Origin of the sequence: Streptomyces sp. C, from assembly GCF_000158895.1 — a bacterium.
Classification (GTDB): Bacteria; Actinomycetota; Actinomycetes; order Streptomycetales; family Streptomycetaceae; genus Streptomyces; species Streptomyces racemochromogenes.
In genome coordinates this window covers 3,621,867-3,636,580 of record NZ_GG657750.1, presented here as the reverse complement: position 1 = coordinate 3,636,580, position 14,714 = coordinate 3,621,867, and the positions used below count along the sequence as shown (strand labels likewise).

General features: G+C 69.5%; 15 protein-coding genes, 1 tRNA gene and 2 pseudogenes. 7 read left to right on the top strand and 11 right to left on the bottom strand.

All coding sequences use genetic code 11. The annotated features are described in order from the left end of the window. Together SSNG_RS16200 and SSNG_RS16195 are read left to right on the top strand one after the other, a co-directional pair. On the top strand, nucleotides 1–1,104 hold a 1,104-nt coding region (locus tag SSNG_RS16200), incomplete at its 5' end, for an alpha/beta hydrolase (protein ID WP_063749897.1). 107 nt (nucleotides 1,105–1,211) lie between these two features. Next, a tRNA-Thr gene (locus tag SSNG_RS16195) sits at nucleotides 1,212–1,288 on the top strand. A gap of 121 nt (nucleotides 1,289–1,409) precedes the next feature. Here the strand turns inward: SSNG_RS16195 and SSNG_RS16190 are convergent. Continuing rightward, nucleotides 1,410–1,886 (bottom strand): annotated as a pseudogene (locus tag SSNG_RS16190) (tyrosine-type recombinase/integrase); the annotation flags it as partial. Between SSNG_RS16190 and SSNG_RS16185 the strand changes: the two are divergent. The 4 genes from SSNG_RS16185 to SSNG_RS16170 all read left to right on the top strand — a co-directional run bounded on the left by SSNG_RS16185 (nucleotide 1,798) and on the right by SSNG_RS16170 (nucleotide 6,368). Further along, complete coding sequence (locus tag SSNG_RS16185; RefSeq protein ID WP_347232451.1) at nucleotides 1,798–2,418, top strand: DUF3631 domain-containing protein; 621 nt, start codon at nucleotides 1,798–1,800, stop codon at nucleotides 2,416–2,418. The pseudogene SSNG_RS16190 and the gene SSNG_RS16185 sit on opposite strands and share 89 nt — an antisense overlap. Before the next feature lie 358 nt (nucleotides 2,419–2,776). Next, nucleotides 2,777–3,637: a DUF2637 domain-containing protein gene (locus SSNG_RS16180; protein WP_042801132.1), complete on the top strand. Its 861-nt coding sequence runs from the start codon at nucleotides 2,777–2,779 to the stop codon at nucleotides 3,635–3,637. A gap of 473 nt (nucleotides 3,638–4,110) precedes the next feature. Then, nucleotides 4,111–4,671 carry a MobC family plasmid mobilization relaxosome protein gene (locus SSNG_RS16175; protein WP_042801130.1) on the top strand — a complete coding sequence of 187 codons (561 nt, stop codon included), beginning with the start codon at nucleotides 4,111–4,113 and terminating at the stop codon, nucleotides 4,669–4,671. Beyond that, nucleotides 4,668–6,368 (top strand): hypothetical protein, encoded by a 1,701-nt coding sequence (locus SSNG_RS16170; RefSeq protein WP_007264928.1) that lies wholly within the window; start codon nucleotides 4,668–4,670, stop codon nucleotides 6,366–6,368. Before SSNG_RS16175 ends, SSNG_RS16170 begins: the two co-directional genes overlap by 4 nt. Nucleotides 6,369–6,496: 128 nt before the next feature. On the opposite strand, the gene SSNG_RS16165 is transcribed toward SSNG_RS16170, so the two are convergent. After that, the gene (locus SSNG_RS16165) at nucleotides 6,497–7,474 is read right to left on the bottom strand and encodes a hypothetical protein (protein WP_129593311.1); all 978 of its coding nucleotides are present in this window, start codon (nucleotides 7,472–7,474) and stop codon (nucleotides 6,497–6,499) included. A gap of 669 nt (nucleotides 7,475–8,143) precedes the next feature. Continuing rightward, nucleotides 8,144–8,275, bottom strand: a pseudogene (locus SSNG_RS41180) (amino acid--tRNA ligase-related protein); the annotation flags it as partial. A gap of 59 nt (nucleotides 8,276–8,334) precedes the next feature. Here SSNG_RS41180 and SSNG_RS16160 point away from each other — a divergent pair. Then, nucleotides 8,335–9,192, top strand: coding sequence for a hypothetical protein (locus SSNG_RS16160; RefSeq protein WP_007264926.1), 858 nt, complete (start codon nucleotides 8,335–8,337; stop codon nucleotides 9,190–9,192). Here SSNG_RS16160 and SSNG_RS16155 read toward each other — a convergent pair. From SSNG_RS16155 to SSNG_RS16130, 8 genes are all read right to left on the bottom strand, one after another. Continuing rightward, on the bottom strand, nucleotides 9,180–10,040 hold the full coding sequence (locus SSNG_RS16155; RefSeq protein WP_042801125.1) for an aldo/keto reductase: 861 nt from the start codon (nucleotides 10,038–10,040) through the stop codon (nucleotides 9,180–9,182). The genes SSNG_RS16160 and SSNG_RS16155 overlap by 13 nt on opposite strands. Continuing rightward, nucleotides 9,974–11,185, bottom strand: coding sequence for a cupin domain-containing protein (locus tag SSNG_RS16150; RefSeq protein WP_007264924.1), 1,212 nt, complete (start codon nucleotides 11,183–11,185; stop codon nucleotides 9,974–9,976). Before SSNG_RS16150 ends, SSNG_RS16155 begins: the two co-directional genes overlap by 67 nt. Nucleotides 11,186–11,272: 87 nt before the next feature. Continuing rightward, a complete protein-coding gene (locus SSNG_RS42130; protein WP_007264923.1) occupies nucleotides 11,273–11,434 on the bottom strand; it encodes a hypothetical protein in 162 nt (53 codons plus the stop codon). Nucleotides 11,435–11,569: 135 nt separating this feature from the next. Beyond that, entirely contained in the window at nucleotides 11,570–11,923 is a 354-nt protein-coding gene (locus tag SSNG_RS16145; RefSeq protein WP_241695066.1) for a hypothetical protein, read from the bottom strand. A 34-nt stretch (nucleotides 11,924–11,957) separates the two neighbouring features. Next, nucleotides 11,958–12,545 (bottom strand): class IV adenylate cyclase, encoded by a 588-nt coding sequence (locus tag SSNG_RS16140; RefSeq protein ID WP_007264921.1) that lies wholly within the window; start codon nucleotides 12,543–12,545, stop codon nucleotides 11,958–11,960. Beyond that, nucleotides 12,545–13,216 (bottom strand): class I SAM-dependent methyltransferase, encoded by a 672-nt coding sequence (locus SSNG_RS16135; protein WP_042801124.1) that lies wholly within the window; start codon nucleotides 13,214–13,216, stop codon nucleotides 12,545–12,547. The genes SSNG_RS16140 and SSNG_RS16135 overlap by 1 nt, the downstream gene beginning before the upstream one ends. Then, a complete protein-coding gene (locus tag SSNG_RS39745; protein ID WP_241695065.1) occupies nucleotides 13,134–13,775 on the bottom strand; it encodes a hypothetical protein in 642 nt (213 codons plus the stop codon). The genes SSNG_RS16135 and SSNG_RS39745 overlap by 83 nt, the downstream gene beginning before the upstream one ends. After that, nucleotides 13,768–14,670 carry a radical SAM protein gene (locus SSNG_RS16130; RefSeq protein ID WP_042801122.1) on the bottom strand — a complete coding sequence of 301 codons (903 nt, stop codon included), beginning with the start codon at nucleotides 14,668–14,670 and terminating at the stop codon, nucleotides 13,768–13,770. The genes SSNG_RS39745 and SSNG_RS16130 overlap by 8 nt, the downstream gene beginning before the upstream one ends. Between the last annotated feature and the right edge of the window lie 44 nt (nucleotides 14,671–14,714).

Sequence of the window (14,714 nt, the reverse complement as noted above, 5' to 3'; positions counted from 1 at the left end):
CGCAGCAGCCCGGTGGAGTGCCTGACCGGGCCGGCGATGGACCGCTTCACCCAGGTGGACCAGACCCCGGACGATCCGGCGGAGCGGGCGAAGCTGGTGGCCGCGTTCAAGGAGTTCGCGGCCGGCTGCGAGACCCGCTCCAAGCGGGTGCTGCCGCACGTCTCGACGGTGGACGCCGCCCGGGACATGGACGTGCTCCGCGCGGTCCTCGGCGACGAGAAGCTGAACTACGTCGGAGCCTCGTACGGCACCTTCCTCGGCGCCACGTACGCCGACCTCTTCCCGGCCCGTGTGGGCCGGGTGGTCCTGGACGGTGCGATGGACCCGTCCCGGTCCTCCCTCGACCTGAACCGCGACCAGACGGCCGGCTTCGAGACCGCCTTCCGCTCCTTCGCGAAGGACTGCGCGAAGCAGGCCGACTGCCCGCTCGGCCGGGGCGGCCCGGACGCGGTGGCACAGCGCCTGAAGGAGTTCTTCCGGAAGGTCGACGCCCAGCCGGTCCCGTCCGGCGACCCGGCCCGCCCGCTCGGGGAGGCCCTCGCGACGACCGGCGTGATCGCGGCGCTGTACGACGAGAGCGCCTGGCCGCAGCTGCGCGAGGCCCTCACGGGCGCGATGGACGGCGACGGCGCCGGCCTGCTGGCCCTCGCCGACAGCTACTACGAGCGCGAGGCGGACGGCTCGTACGCGAACCTGATGTACGCCAACGCGGCCGTGAACTGCCTGGACCAGCCGCCTGCCTTCGGCGGCCCCGAGGCGGTGGACGCCGCGCTGCCCTCCTTCGAGAAGGCCTCCCCGGTCTTCGGCGCGGGCCTGGCCTGGGCCTCCCTGAACTGCGCGTACTGGCCGGTGAAGGCCACGGGCGCGGCGAAGCCCCTGAAGGCGGCGGGCGCGGCCCCGATCGTGGTGGTCGGCACGACCCGCGACCCGGCGACCCCGTACAAGTGGGCCCAGGCCCTGGCCGGCCAGCTGGAGTCGGGCACGCTCCTCACGTACGACGGCGACGGCCACACGGCGTACGGCCGGGGCAGCGATTGCGTCGACACGGCGATCAACCGCTACCTCCTCCAGGGCCAGCCCCCGACGGACGGCAAACGCTGCTGACCCCCGCCCGCCACCCCGGTTCGGGGCACCCGGTTTAACCCTGTAGACTTGGCGCCGCTGCTGATGAGAGCCTTCCCTCCGGGGAAAAACCTCGTCTTCCCAGCGGTGCCGCCTTAGCTCAGTTGGCCAGAGCAACGCACTCGTAATGCGTAGGTCTCGGGTTCGAATCCCGAAGGCGGCTCCAGCGAAGCCCCAGGACTCACTCGCCGTGACCTGGGGCTTTTGCTTTTTCCGGGGTCGGCCGACGCATGCGGAGGCTGGGGCCCGAAACCCCGTGCGTGAGCGATGCGTGAGCGGATGGGCTGTCAGCCCTTGCGTGCGGCCTTCTTGGCCTTGCCCTTCTTCTTCCCCTTGACCTTCGCCTTTGCGGCTTGCTTGGCCTTCTTGGCGGCCTTGCGGGCCTGCTCTTCCTGCTCGGCCTTCCGCTGGAGGGGGACCAGCTTGGCCGTGGCCTCGGCGGCGCTCTTGCCGACGTGGGGGAGCACGCTCTGGTAGATGTCGCGCGTGATCCGGGTGTCGCTGTGCCCGAGCGTGTCGGACACGATCTTGATGTCGATGTCGGCCGCCAGCATGAGCGTGGCCGCCCCGTGCCGCAGATCGTGCAGCCGGATCGGCGGGAGCCCCGAGGCGGCCACCAGCCGCTCGAAGAGATCGGTCACCTTCCCGGGGTGCAGCCAGGAGCCGTCCTCCTGTGTGAAGACGAGCCCCGTGTTCACCCAAGCAGACCCCCACTCCGCGCGGTCGGCCTCCTGCCGCTTGCGGTGCCGCTCCAGGACGGTCAGGGCACTGCGGGAACGGGTCGCGGCCTGGCTCGCCAGCGTCCGCGACGAGGCCATCGCGCTGGAGCCCAAGCTCCCGGTCGACGACCGCGCCGCCGACACCTGGGAGCCGTTGATCAGCGTCGCCGACCTCGCGGGCGGACGCTGGCCGGTGATCGCCCGCACGGCGTGCAAGACCATGACGGACTACGAGTCCGGACGCGATCAGGAAGGCGGACTGAAGACCCGCATCCTGACCGACATCCGCAAAGCCTTCGCCAACGTCGGTAACCCGCCGGCCCTGCGGACGACCCACCTGCTGGACCTCCTCAACGCCGACCCAGAGGCGCCATGGTCCGAGCACAGCCCCAAGGGGCTCACCCCACGCGGACTGCAGATCCTGCTCGACGACTACGGCATCGGCTCGGGCAACCGCCGCTTCCCCGACGGCAGCCAGGCCAAGGGCTTCACCCCCGCGCAGTTCACCGATGCCTGGACCCGGTACTGCCCGCCGGAGAACCCCGCCGCAGAGGCCCCGCCCGCCACCGGCGCCTGACCTTCCACGTCTCGTCCCACTCGTCCCCGCGCAGGTCAGCGCGGGGACGAGTGGGGGCGGCGCAACGAGTCGACTCGACATCGCCAGCCTGCTGACCTGGTGAAACCCGCCACCGACGCGTGCAACCGCCCGCAAAGCGGCTCCCAGGACGCGCGAGTCGGCACCCGTACCAACTCGTACCCCACTCGTCTCACCGACCGCCCGGCACGCGGTACCCCTCAGATGCAACGAGTCGACTCGACATCAGCCGACCACCCGTACCTGCCCTGACCAGCGACAGGACGAGTGGGACGAGTCCCCACCCTCCACAGTCACCCACAGCTCGGTGGCCACACCTATGCCCTTGGAGTGCATCCGCTTGACCACATCCACCCCCTCGCTCAGAAACGCCCCGACCGCCGAGCGGTACGTTCTGGCCGCTGCCGGATGCGCGATCGTCGCGCTGACCGCCGCGGCGTTCTGGCTCTCGTACGCCCACCTGGCCGAGGTCGCCGGACGCCACGGCCTGGGCAACGCCCCAGAACGTCAGTGGGCCTGGCCCGCCACCTTGGACGCGTTCATCGTCTCCGGCGAGCTCCTGATGCTCCGTGCCAGCCTGCACCGCGTGACCGACTGGTGGGCGATCGCCCTGACCGCCACCGGCTCCCTCGGCTCCATCGCCCTGAATGTGGCCGGCGTTTACGGCACACGCGGCACCACCCAGGTCCCGCTCCTGGACTACGTGATCGCCGCCATCCCCCCAGCCGCCGCCCTCCTGGCCTTCGGCGCCCTGATGCGGCAGATCCACCAGCATGTCGCCGAACCCGCAACCCCACGTCCCTCGGACGGCTGCGTCCACCCTGTGGTGATCGCCGCCCAACTCCCCTACGACGATGGGCAAGCCTTTCGACGTCAGCCCACACCCGCAGGCGAGGAGCCGGAAGATTCCGGTGACAACGGCGCCGAGGCTGCCGAGGAGTTGGACCTGGATGCCGGTCCCCGCAAAGCCGACCCGCCCGCCGTCCCCTCCCGGAAGGTCGGACGACCGACAACCGGTGACATGGACGACTTCCTCGCGATCGTGGAGAAGCTGGAAGGGAAGCCGACGCTGAAGCAGATGCGAGCGGCAATCGAGGGCGAGGGCCACTCGATCAGCAACGAGCGCCTGGGGAAGGTGAAGAAGGATCTCGTGGGCCTCCGCAAGCAGCAGGCTCTCACCGGAACCGCACCCGGACACTGACCGATATTCACCGCAGGTCAACGCCGGTAAGGCCGGACGGGGACCGTGGCTGCCTGACGGCCAAGGCCCCCGGTGATCACGGCAGAACTCCGTCCCCTCACGACCGGCCCGGTCCCCAGACCGCGATCCGTACTCCGCGGTCCCCGGCACCGGGGCAGCCATCCACCGTATTCAGGGGACGTCGGACTTCCGGTCATCTCGTCGCTGACCGCGCGCCGCAACTTGCTGCCATCGCCGCTGGCTCCAACCTGCCGAACTTGCCTGTCCTCGCATCGCCAGCAGCCACCCCCGCATCGGAGAACCACCCTGTGACGCTCGACCCGAACGACCCCGACTCCATGCCCTCGCCGGTCTCGGAGTCGCCTAGTCTGACCAACCGTTGGCGACGCGCATTCGGGATGGCGGCCCCTGGCGGAGCCAGTAGTACCCCGAGTCCGACTCAAGGCCGGCCTTCGGGGATCTCCGCCCCGGGGGTGGCGGAGACGGCCCAGCACCAGGGGTCGCCGGACCGTGAGATCGGGACCGAGGGCGGCCCCGACCAGGACACGCTCCACACTGTCCAGCGCGAGATCCTCCACGCCGAACGCAGCGCCGAGCCCTCCGCTGGCGAGCCGACGGTGAAGAGCGTCCAGCCCACGATCCGCCGCTTCACCGGCAACAAGCGCGGTCATCGCGTAGGCCCGCTGCGCTTCACCGACGACGAACGCCCCCGCCTTCAGGAGGCCGCAGCCGAGCACGGTTACAAGGGCGAATCCGGCTTCGCCGCCGACATCGTCCTCGCCTTCATCAACGGGCGGTTCACCGCCAACCTGCCCTTGTCCGAGGACCGCCGCCGCACGCACGTCTTCCGTGCCCAGGTCCTGCGCCAGTGCAACCGCATCGGCGTCAACATCAACCAGATCGCCCGCGCCCTGAACAGTGATCTCACCCCGCCAGACATACGCCAGCGCCTCGACGAGCTCCACGACCTCCTTGTCCTGATCGCCGAGACCCTGCGCGAGCCCGCCAACCCGAGGGAGGTCCGACAGCCGTGATCGCAGCCATCAAGCCCTCCGGCGCCAACACCCGCGGACTGCTCGCCTACCTCTACGGCCCGGGCCGCCACGACGAGCACACCGACCCGCACATCGTGGCCGGCTTCGCCATGCTCGCCATGCCCGACCCCGGCCGCGACGAGAACGCCACCCTCACCCAGCTCGCCCGCTACCTCGATGACCCCGTGCGTCTCCGCAACAGCGAGTTCGGCAAGAAGATCACCGACCACGTCTGGCACTGCCCCGTCCGCGCAGCCCCCGAGGACCGTCACCTCTCCGATGCCGAGTGGGGCGAGATCGCCCAGCGCATCGTCGCCGCGGCCGGCATCGCCCCCGAGGGCGACGACCTGGCCTGCCGCTGGATCGCCGTGCGCCACGCCGACGACCACATCCACATCCTCGCCACCACCGTCCGAGAGGACGGCCGCCGCCCGAAGCTCCACGACAGCGGCATCCGCGTCGGCGACGCATGTCGGCAGATCGAGAAGGACTACGGCCTGCGCCGCCTGAAGAAGGGCGATCGCACCGGGACCCGCGCTCCCACCCAGGCGGAGATGCACAAGGCCGAACGGCTCGGCTGGGAGCAGACGAGCCGCGAATGGCTCCAGGACCGCATCCGCGCCGCCATCCCCCACGCACGCACGGCCGAGGAACTCCTCGCCTACCTGGAGGCCGACGGCATCGCGGTCAAGGCCCGGCGCGGCCCCTCCGGAGACCTCCTCGGCTACGCCGCAGGCCGCCCCGGCGACCTCAACAAGGACGGCGAACAGGTCTTCCACCCGGGCGGGAAGATCGCCCCCGACCTCACCCTCCCCAAGCTCCGGGACCGCCTCGAAGCCGGCCAGCCGGAGGAGCACCCCACCGCCCGCCGCAACCGGCCCGCCACCCCCTGGCACCAGGCCACCGAAGCCCTCGACACCTTCCGCACCGACCTCACCGACGACACCCATGCCCAGGCACACATCACCGCCCTCGGCGAGCTCCTCGAAGCCACCGCCCAGAAAGCCCCGACCCACCTCCGCGCCGAACTCCAGGCCGCATCGAAGGTGTTCGCGCGCGCCCAGCGCTCGCAGATCCGGGCGGAAGACCGCGCCGCCCACGCCATCCGGAATGCGGCCCGCGACATCGTCCACACCGCCACCGGCCCGGACGGCAGCGCCCTCGCCGCACTCCTCGCCGCCCTCCTGTGGGCCGGGGTCATCGCCAATCGCTGGCACGAGGCCAAGGGCCACGCCCACCAAGCCGACGCCGCCCGCCGAGCCCTCCACCACCTACAGGCAGCCGCCGACCAGGCCCTCACTCCCACGCTCGTCGTACTCGTGCAGCGTCAACCACTGGAGGATGCCCTCCGCACCCTCGCTCACGACGTGCGCGCCGCCGTCCCTGACCAAGCTGACCGAATCTTCACCGACCCCAGCTGGCCTGCCCTCGCAGCCCTCCTCGCCGACGCGGAGGCCCGAGGCCACCAACCCCATCAGCTCCTGAAGGAGGCCGCAGCCCAGCGCGAACTGAGCACAGCCCGCCAACCCGCCCGCGTCCTGATCACCCGCCTCCAACACACCAGCCGCAACCCCACCCCCAACCCCCATGCCGAAGCTGCCCGCAGACGCACCACTGCCTCGAGGGCTGGTCAGCAGAACCAAGCAACGCAGCTGCCCACGGCCCCCGCCACTCACCCCAACCGCTCCCGTCGCTGACTCTGATCAGGGGGCTGATGAGGCTTTTTGGGAATCGGCCTCCCAAGGCTTGGGCTGGCCTCAGAGTTGCTCCTGGGGAAACCACGGCCCCTGGGGAGTGCATGAGCTCACCAGGGGTTAAGTCGACGCTAGGGTCCTTTGGCTTTGGTGGCGAGGTTCTCGCCGAGCTGGACCTCCACTTGTGAGGCGCTGGAGTCGCCGTAGGAATAGGCGAGCAGGGACTCCAGCCGTCGCGCATACTCCAAGCCGCGGGGATGGCAGCACAACGCCGCAATGACCGCGGTCGTGCCGGACCAGTTAGCCGGGCCCTGAGGTCCGATGGTGTGCTCCAGGACGGTCATCCACCGGTGAAGCCAGGGGTCTGTCGCGTAGAGGACTGCCGTGCGGCGGACCAATTGGCTACCTGGCAGGAGGGTGAGCGAGAGCCTGCGATTCCTGATCGTCCGCGCTACGAAGTGCACGATGAGGGCGATTTCGCAGATCTCGCGATACGTACACTGCCCCAGGGCAGTCACCCTCTCATCGGCTCCCTTCGGGTAGGCACTGACGTCGAGTTCAGCAAGCTCGCCCTTGAGTTCGTCTGCAATGATCAGGCTCTTCACCCGTTCAAGTTCGCCCTCGGGCCGATCGGCTCCCATGGCACGGAGAAGCATTGCGCTGTATTCGGTGAGGGCCTCCGACGGTCGGCCGTCACTGTTGACCCAATCGGCGACGAGCTGCGTAATCGCGGCAGTCACGTCAAGGAGCTTCGGGTCACCCTGCCAACTGGCGGGGAGCGACTGGCGACGACGTGCGAGGAGCTGGGCCGATTCTTGCGCGAATCGATGCAGCTCGCTACTGGCATCCGCCAGCGCCTCGTCGACGGAGCCGCCGTCGGATAGCCGCTGGAAGATTTCGTCGGTGAGACGCGGCTTGCGCTGATGCCACTCCAGGGCTGCCCGCACCCCCGGCTCTGGGGAGAACGGTTCCGACTGACCTGTGAGCGGATGCCGTGCAGAACGGCCCTCGGCAAAGGTGTACGGGTTGGCGGTGAACGCTCTCAGTACCGTTTCGTGCAGGTTGCGTCCGGGGCGGGAGTTTCGCCCGAGTTCCGCCGCGATCCCCACGGCCCCAGGGTGGAACCAGGACACTTTGCCTTGTCCGCGCCCAAGAGCGCGCCTGAAGTTGCTGGGCAGCAGCTTGGCCGCCCGCCATGTCTCCAGCTGTTTGCAGCTGATCGTCTGCCGGTGGGCTTCCCGTACCGCTTCGCAGAGCTCTCGATCGGCAGGGCTGTCGGTACGAGGCACCCTCCCACGTTACAACCCCACGAGGTGGTGCCAGGGTCCGCCGCACCGTCATGGCGTACTGCTGCTGTCGCCCCATACGGGGCACAGCAATTGGAGGCCACAGGAGGCCCGGTATGTCTAGAACCATGGATTGTCGATGCCATCACTGTGTCTGGAGGCGAGGCCGTCATGAACGCTGGGTGCGTGCACGCCGACAGCTTCGGCGCTGGCAGCGCATCATCATGCTCAGTGCCGTCCGCAGCGCGGCCGGGGCTGGCGGTACTGGGGCCGTGGCTCTCATCGTCTGGTGGTGGCAGCAGCACTGACTGCCTTTAACACCATGGCCCAATTCCACTAGCCAACCCAGTGGATGCCGCCCTCGACCCAACTGGGGAGAAACATGTCTGGTCGCTTCCAAGAATCTCCATCTCGGCTGATCGCCTGAGCTCCCCTGCTGCCACTGCCCCACCGCCGGTCCGGCGGCGGGGCGGGCGGCACGTCAAGCTGCGATCAGCGAGTCCGCCGGCTCGGTCCGCGGAATAGGAAGGCCACCTCGCGGATGGAGTCGAGAGCGAGCATGACGATCAGGATCCGGCCGAGGCCGGTGCCGAGGCCGCCGTGTGGCGGACAGCCGAAGCGGAAGTCTTGGCCTCGGCGAGGCTGGCTACTTGCTAACGTCGGTCAGTCGCTAAGGAGGTCCAGTGTCGTCTTCCGCACCAGCTACCGCCGCTTTCGACTTGCGAGTTGAGCCGCCTGACATCGTCCTCGGCGAAGTCGAACGGATGCTTGGAACTCAGCTGGACCCAGCCACGCTGGTCCGCAAGCGCCGGTCTCTCGGCGCTAGGACGGATCGTGACACCTGGGTGCGTGTTGAGCGGCGCCGCTTGGAGAAGATCGGGAACCAGGGCTGGAACGGCACTGAGTGTGCAGCGCTGCTGGATGGCGTCGCGATGCCGCTGTGGCGGCGGGGTGCGGCGTGGCGGCAGCGGGACGAGCCGGTGATGTGGCGTGCTGACGAGACCGAGCTGCTGCCCGATGCTCCAGTGGGCAACAGCGTGCTGGTGGCCGACCCGCTCTTGCCGGAAGCGTGGTGGGAAGCGCTGAACCGCTCCCTGGATGCCCTCTCAGTACAGAGCACCAGCCGGGTGGCGACTCCTGACACGGTGACGATCACGCAGGGCGGGGTGGGGGAGGCGGTACACCGCTTCCTCCCGGATGGCGTCGACACCGAGGTACGGCAGTGGCAGCCGGCGCATGCCGATCTGAACTGGGCGAACATGACCGGGCCGGAGTTCTCCCTGTTCGACTGGGAGGACTGGGGCTTGGCCCCGCGGGGGCTGGATGCCGCGTCGTTGTGGGGTAATTCGCTGGCCGTCCCGGATCTCGCCGAGCGCGTACGCCACGAGCGGCGGCACGACCTGGAGAGCCGGGACGGCAAGCTGATGACCTTGTTCGTCTGCGCGAAGATCCTTGCCCCGGACGCGCATCCCGAGGACCCGCGCCTCGAACCTGCCCGCCGGATGGCGGAGCAGGTCGCGGCGGACCTTCAGTCCACCTGACGGCTGGCCCGCTCCCGAAGCATCTGCCGGTACGTCCGCAGCCTGTCGGAATCAGGCTCGTACCGGAGAGCGTCGATCAGCTCCTGGAGATGGGTGGGGTTGTCCGTGCCGACGGCGATCCTTCCCACCTCCGGAAGCAGGAAGGCGGCTCGAAACGCAGCCTGGAGAGCGGAGGGGGCGTCGTCTGCGTCTGCGATGAAGACGCGAGGGTCCAGCCGACCCCACACGGGGTCGGCCGCGTCGCCCCCGAAGGGACTCATCCCCCAGACCTGGTCTGGCGCGAGGTCCCACTGGGCCACGAGGGCCTCGGACGCTTCGAGGACGCTGATTCCCGCTAGTAGACCCGCGCGGACCATAAGTACGGCGGGCCTGGGCAGGGTGGCGTCGGCGAGGCTTGTGAGGGGGCGGGGATCCCAGGTGGAGATGCCCCAGGCACCGCACAGGCCCTCCTCCACGGCTGTTGCCAGGGTGGCGCATGCTCGGCCGAGGGTGTCTCTTGCCTCGGCCGCGGGGGAGGGGAGGGAGCGTTCCGGGTTGTGTAGGAACACCAGGTCGGGCACTCGGCCCAGGTCCCGGTTGGTCTGTTCCATTGCCACGCGCAGACGAGCAGGGTGGAGGGAGTGCTCGGCCTGACCGGCGGCGGGGAAGAAGCCAACCTTCGTGGAGAGCGTGAGGTGAGGCAGGAGATCGCCGGCGACGTCAGCCAGTGTGGCGTGGGCGGTGAACCCTCGGTAGTTGAAGCTGGTGTCGATCGTGGTGATGCCCAGGTCCAGCGCGCTGGTCAGAGCGCGGCGTTCGTAACGAGATCGGTGTAACCCGAGGACAATTCGGGGGTCAGGCTCGCGCACAGTTCCTCCTCCACCAGGATCTTCGCCAGTGCCTCCACCTCGGCGCCCACCACGCGGGTGGCCTCGTCCAGCCGTACGGGGCGTCCGCTCAGCAGCACGCGGAGGCCGGGAAGCGCCTTGGCCGCGAAGGTGAGCTTCTTGCCCGTCGCCTCCACGACGGCCGTCTCCCCGTCCTCCGTGATTGCCGGTGGGAAGTCGGTGACGCACACCGCGGCCTCAAGAGGGCCGAAGATGTCCAGGAAGGGGACGTGGCGGCCGGGAGGGGCTTCCTGCTCGCGGCTGCGGAGGAACTCCGCTGGATCGCGGGCGTCGATGAGGCGGGAGGCCGCAGTGGCCAGCCTGCGCTGTTGGTCCTGCTGCTGGCTGGGGGTGCCCCAGCGGTTGAGGTCGTGGCGGAAGATCTCCTCCTGGCGAGACCAGTCGGCCAGCCAGGTCAGCCAGCTCACGGCGGTGCGCTTGGCGAAGCCGAAGGTCACGTGGGTGCTGTGCCCGTCACCGTTGCCGACTCGGGTGGCCGCGTGCCAGTAGCCGCGCGGGATGTGCATGACGTCGCCGGCCTTCATGGTGCCGGTCCACACGATCTCCTCGCTGGGCGTGTTGTTCCGGTCGGCGTCCCGGTACATCGGCACTGGCCGGGAGGCACCGCGTACCTCCCACTGCTTCTCGCCGGCGAGCTGCACGATGACGACGTCGTGGTCGTCCCAGTGCAGGTCGAAGCCGGAGGCGTCGTTCGTGGTCAGGTAGACGTTCGCCTGGACGTGCTCGCGCGACCACCACTGCAACGCCCGGCACGCCACCTCCATGGTGGGGTCGAAGACGTTCGACTGGTCGAGGACCAGCGTCGCCCCGTCCCGCAGGTGGTTGCCGATGCGGCGCATGTCCGCCATGGGTATGGCCTGGCCGCGGGGTGTGACCTGGCGGTTCAGGTAGGCGTCGGGGTGCAGCTCCACGCCGCCCTTGAAGAACCGGAACTGCGGGTTGGACACGCTCCGGCGCATGACCATGTCGAGCAGCCGGTGGGGTGTGAGGAGCCTGGTGACGACGTCGGGGTCACTGATGCCGCCCCGGGCGAACTCCGTACCGAGCGGGGCCGGGCCATCCCACCCCAGCGCCCCTTCGATCGCGTGAACCAGACGGTGTTCCATGAGTCGTTCCCTTTCCTTGTCTCGGATGGGATGTAGAAAGCGGAGGGGCCGCAGCTCGCGGCCCCTCCGCCATGGAGCCGGCGGCGCCTACGCCGCGTGGTTCAGCCCGTCACCGGTGGGCCAGGGGCCATCGCCCGAGCCGCCCTGTCCCGGGTCGGAGGCGTTGCTGTCGTGCCGGTCGTGGACGCTCGCGAGAGCTTCTACGGCCACCAGGAGGCCCTCCTCGACGGAGGGCTTGGTGTCTTTCACTTGGTGCTCCTTCCTCTACCGATCTCCCGCCGGGTCCGGCGGGAAGCTTTGGCGTGCGGAGGTGCTCGGTACTGCGAGGGGCCGCCCCCGTGGCCGTGGGGTTTCACCACGGGGGCGGGGCTCAGAGGCCTGCGCTCAGGGGCGGCGCGGGCGCTGTCCCGGCGCACGGTGCTGTCCACCGCTGGGCTCGGAGGGCGCCTCCATGCCGGGATGCGGATCGGGCTGTGCCGGGCGGGTCGGCTCGTCGCCGAGGAGGATCGCCTGCCAGACCCGCTCCTGGAGCTCCTGGATGCAGGGCCCACAGGCATACATCGGGGCCTGCGCGCCGGCGACGCTGACGGGACCGATCCACAGGACGCGGGTCCACTGCTGGCCGCAGTAGAGCCAGCAGCAGCCGTCCACCCACCGATTGCCGTCGTCGGTAGCGGCCGGGGCGGGGAGCCCACCGCGGGCGAAGTCGGCGATGCCGGGGATCACTCGGTGCGGCATGGCCAGTTCCAGAAGCACGGCGCGGCCTTCAAGGTCAGTCAGCCTGAACGGCCACGGGGACGGGGTCGGCCTTCTCCGCGTCTGAGAAGAGGAGGGTGGGCTCGGCGAGGATGTCGCGGCCGGCCTCGCTCTTGTAGATCTCGTCCACGCTGCCGAACCGGGCTTCGGCGTAGTCGAGTTCGAGCAGTGCGGCGGCCTGGCGGACGGACGCCTCGTCGGGGCCCTCGATCTCGACGAAGGTGGGGAGGTCGGGCCAGGTGTCGAAGTCGAAGGCGACCTCTCCCAGGCGCCACTCCTCGCGGTAGTTCTCCTGGTAGCGGACCTCGCTCAGACCGAGGCGGCGGAGGATGTCGGCCATGGCGTGCAGATCGGCGATCTCGGTCTCGATTTCGGTGGTGCCGTCGATCGTGGTGGAGTCGGTGACCTGCTTGAGCGTGAGCGTGGAGCGGCTCCCCTCGTCCCGCAGGCGAAGCCAGGCACCGCCGTCCAGGTTGTCGTTCTCGAAGATCTTGCGGGTGAGGAGGGTCCGGGGGAACGCCTGGTCCGCGCCCAGCTTGGTCAGCCTGTCCTGGAGGTCGGCTACGTCGACGGCCAGGAACTTCGCCTCGTACTCGTGCTTCATCAGTCCTTCTTCCCGTAGCGGTACATGGTGGGCGTACGGGCCGCCAGGAGCAGGCCCATGCGGTGGGTGTGGTCCTGGAGCTGCCCGACGTGGGCCCGCTCGGTGAACTCGGTCGTCCGCAGTGTGAGCAGGACGTCCCAGTCGCCGATGAAGTGGCGGCGGAGCTTCTCGGGGGACGTGTAGTGCTCGACCAGGAAGTGGCGCTGCTCGACGGGCATCATGAACTCCGCGCCGAACAGGCCCCCGGGACGCACGAGGCGCTGCATGCGGTCGACGAACTCGGCGAGCGGGCGGTGGTGGTTGGCACTGTAGTGCCACGAGCAGCTCGTCCAGACGGCGTCGCAGGGTGAGTCCAACGGGTCGCCGGTGAGGAAGTCCTCCTCCACCACCTGCACGCGGTCGTACAGCTCTTCCAGCTTGAGCCGGTCGATCAGCCCGAGCGCGTGGGCGTGCTCGTCACCCGGAAGGTGGACCTCGCCACCGTGCAGGGCGAGCGGGTCACGCTCTATGGCGACGACGCGGTAGCCGGCGGCGGCCAGCGGCAGGATGAACTTGCCGTCACTCGCTCCGACGACGGCGACCGTGGCGTCAGGGGCGGTGTGCTCCCTCAGCGCGGCGAGGAACTGGGGGAAGAAGGTGAGGGTGTGCTCCCACAGGCTCTGCGTCTGCACGGGCGTGCGCTCCTTGGGTGTCGGTGGAGAGGATCGCCTGAAGGACCTCGTCGGGGCCGCGGCCGGTGGTGTCCACGGGGTGCATCGGGAACCCCGTGTAGGCGTCGGTAACGCGGCCCGAAGCGCTCTCGACCAGGGCGTCCCAGCGGGAGTCCGGCTTGTCCCGGCCGGTGAGCCGGGCCTGGCGCTCGTCTTCCGCGCACACCAGGTAATACGTGATCGGCTGCGGCAGGTCGGGCGGCAGCGTGATGCCGAGGCGGGCGCCGAGCGCACGGTGGTTGGCCAGGCAGCGGGCGAAGTAGCTCTCCACGACGACTGGGGTTCCGGCGGACAGGTACCGCCGGATCTCGTCGGCCGCGGTGAAGAGGGCAGAGAGGTAGAAGGTCATCCGGGCCTCCACGTTCTCCCGTCTGTCCACCTCCCGCCGCAGCGGCTGGTAGAAGGCCGGCACAGTTGGGACCAGGACCGCTTCCCGGGCAGCGGCCAGCATCGGGGCGATCGTCGACTTGCCGGTGCCGCGCAGCCCTTCGATGCTCTCGAACCTCGGCTGGTCAGACACGGGCGTACACCACGTCGGGCACCGCGAGGGTGAGCTCGTCGGTGGCGGTGGGGCGGTGGACAATGTGGTCGGCGAGCTTGTCGTACCAGAAGGCGTGGGAGTCCTTGCCGACGGCCTTGCAGGACATGGTCAGCGCGCCGCGCGGATCAGCTTCGATCCGTTCGATCTCCACCGGTCCGCCCGCAGGGGTGCAGATCTCGGGGGCGCCGCCCTCGGACAGGTCCTCGTCGACGATCACCTCGATGTCCAGCCGGGTGTCCTGGAGCTGCTCGCGCAGGCGGGCGTACGCGGCGGAGTCGGTGATCAGCAGTTCCGGGTGGTTGGCGGCGTGGCCGACCGGTCGCAGGCAGTGCAGTTTGAGCTGGCGCGCGCCGAGGTCCTGGAGGGTGCGGGCCAGGGGCAGCACTTCACCGATGTTGCTGGAGGTGACCGTCATGGTCGCCCCGGTGCGGACGCCGAGCTCCCGGGCGAGGTCGAGAGCGCGCAGCGCGCTCTCGTAGCTGCCAGCCTTGCGGATGTGGTCGTTGGTCGAGCCGATGCCCTCCAGCGAGATCCGCAGCAGGTCCACGTACGGGGCGATCTCGGTGAGTCGGCGCTCGATCCGGTAGCCGTTCGTGCAGATCTCGACCTGGAGGCCCAGCTCCTGCTTGGCGTGCCGTACGACGCGGGCGAGCTCCTTGTAGACGAACGGCTCGCCACCGAGCAGGGTGACGGCCTCGGTGCCGTACTCCTCGCGCATGAGGGTGAGGAGGTTCACGGCCTGCTCGGCGGTGAAGGCGTCGGCGTGCTGGAGCCGCGTGCCGTGGAAGCAGTGCAGGCACTCGAAGTTGCAGCGGTACAGCAGCTGCAGGTACAGCATCCGGATCCTGCGGATCCCGGTGACTTCCCCGATCACGTGTGGGCCCCCTTCGGCCAGTCGCCTCGTTGGAGCCCTGATCG

What these genes read in the sequence shown, in the direction of transcription:
- SSNG_RS16145 (WP_241695066.1), bottom strand. Translation starts at nt 11,923, where the DNA reads ATGCCGCACCGAGTGATCCCCGGCATCGCCGACTTCGCCCGCGGTGGG.
- SSNG_RS16150 (WP_007264924.1), bottom strand. Translation starts at nt 11,185, where the DNA reads ATGGAACACCGTCTGGTTCACGCGATCGAAGGGGCGCTGGGGTGGGAT.
- SSNG_RS16140 (WP_007264921.1), bottom strand. Translation starts at nt 12,545, where the DNA reads ATGAAGCACGAGTACGAGGCGAAGTTCCTGGCCGTCGACGTAGCCGAC.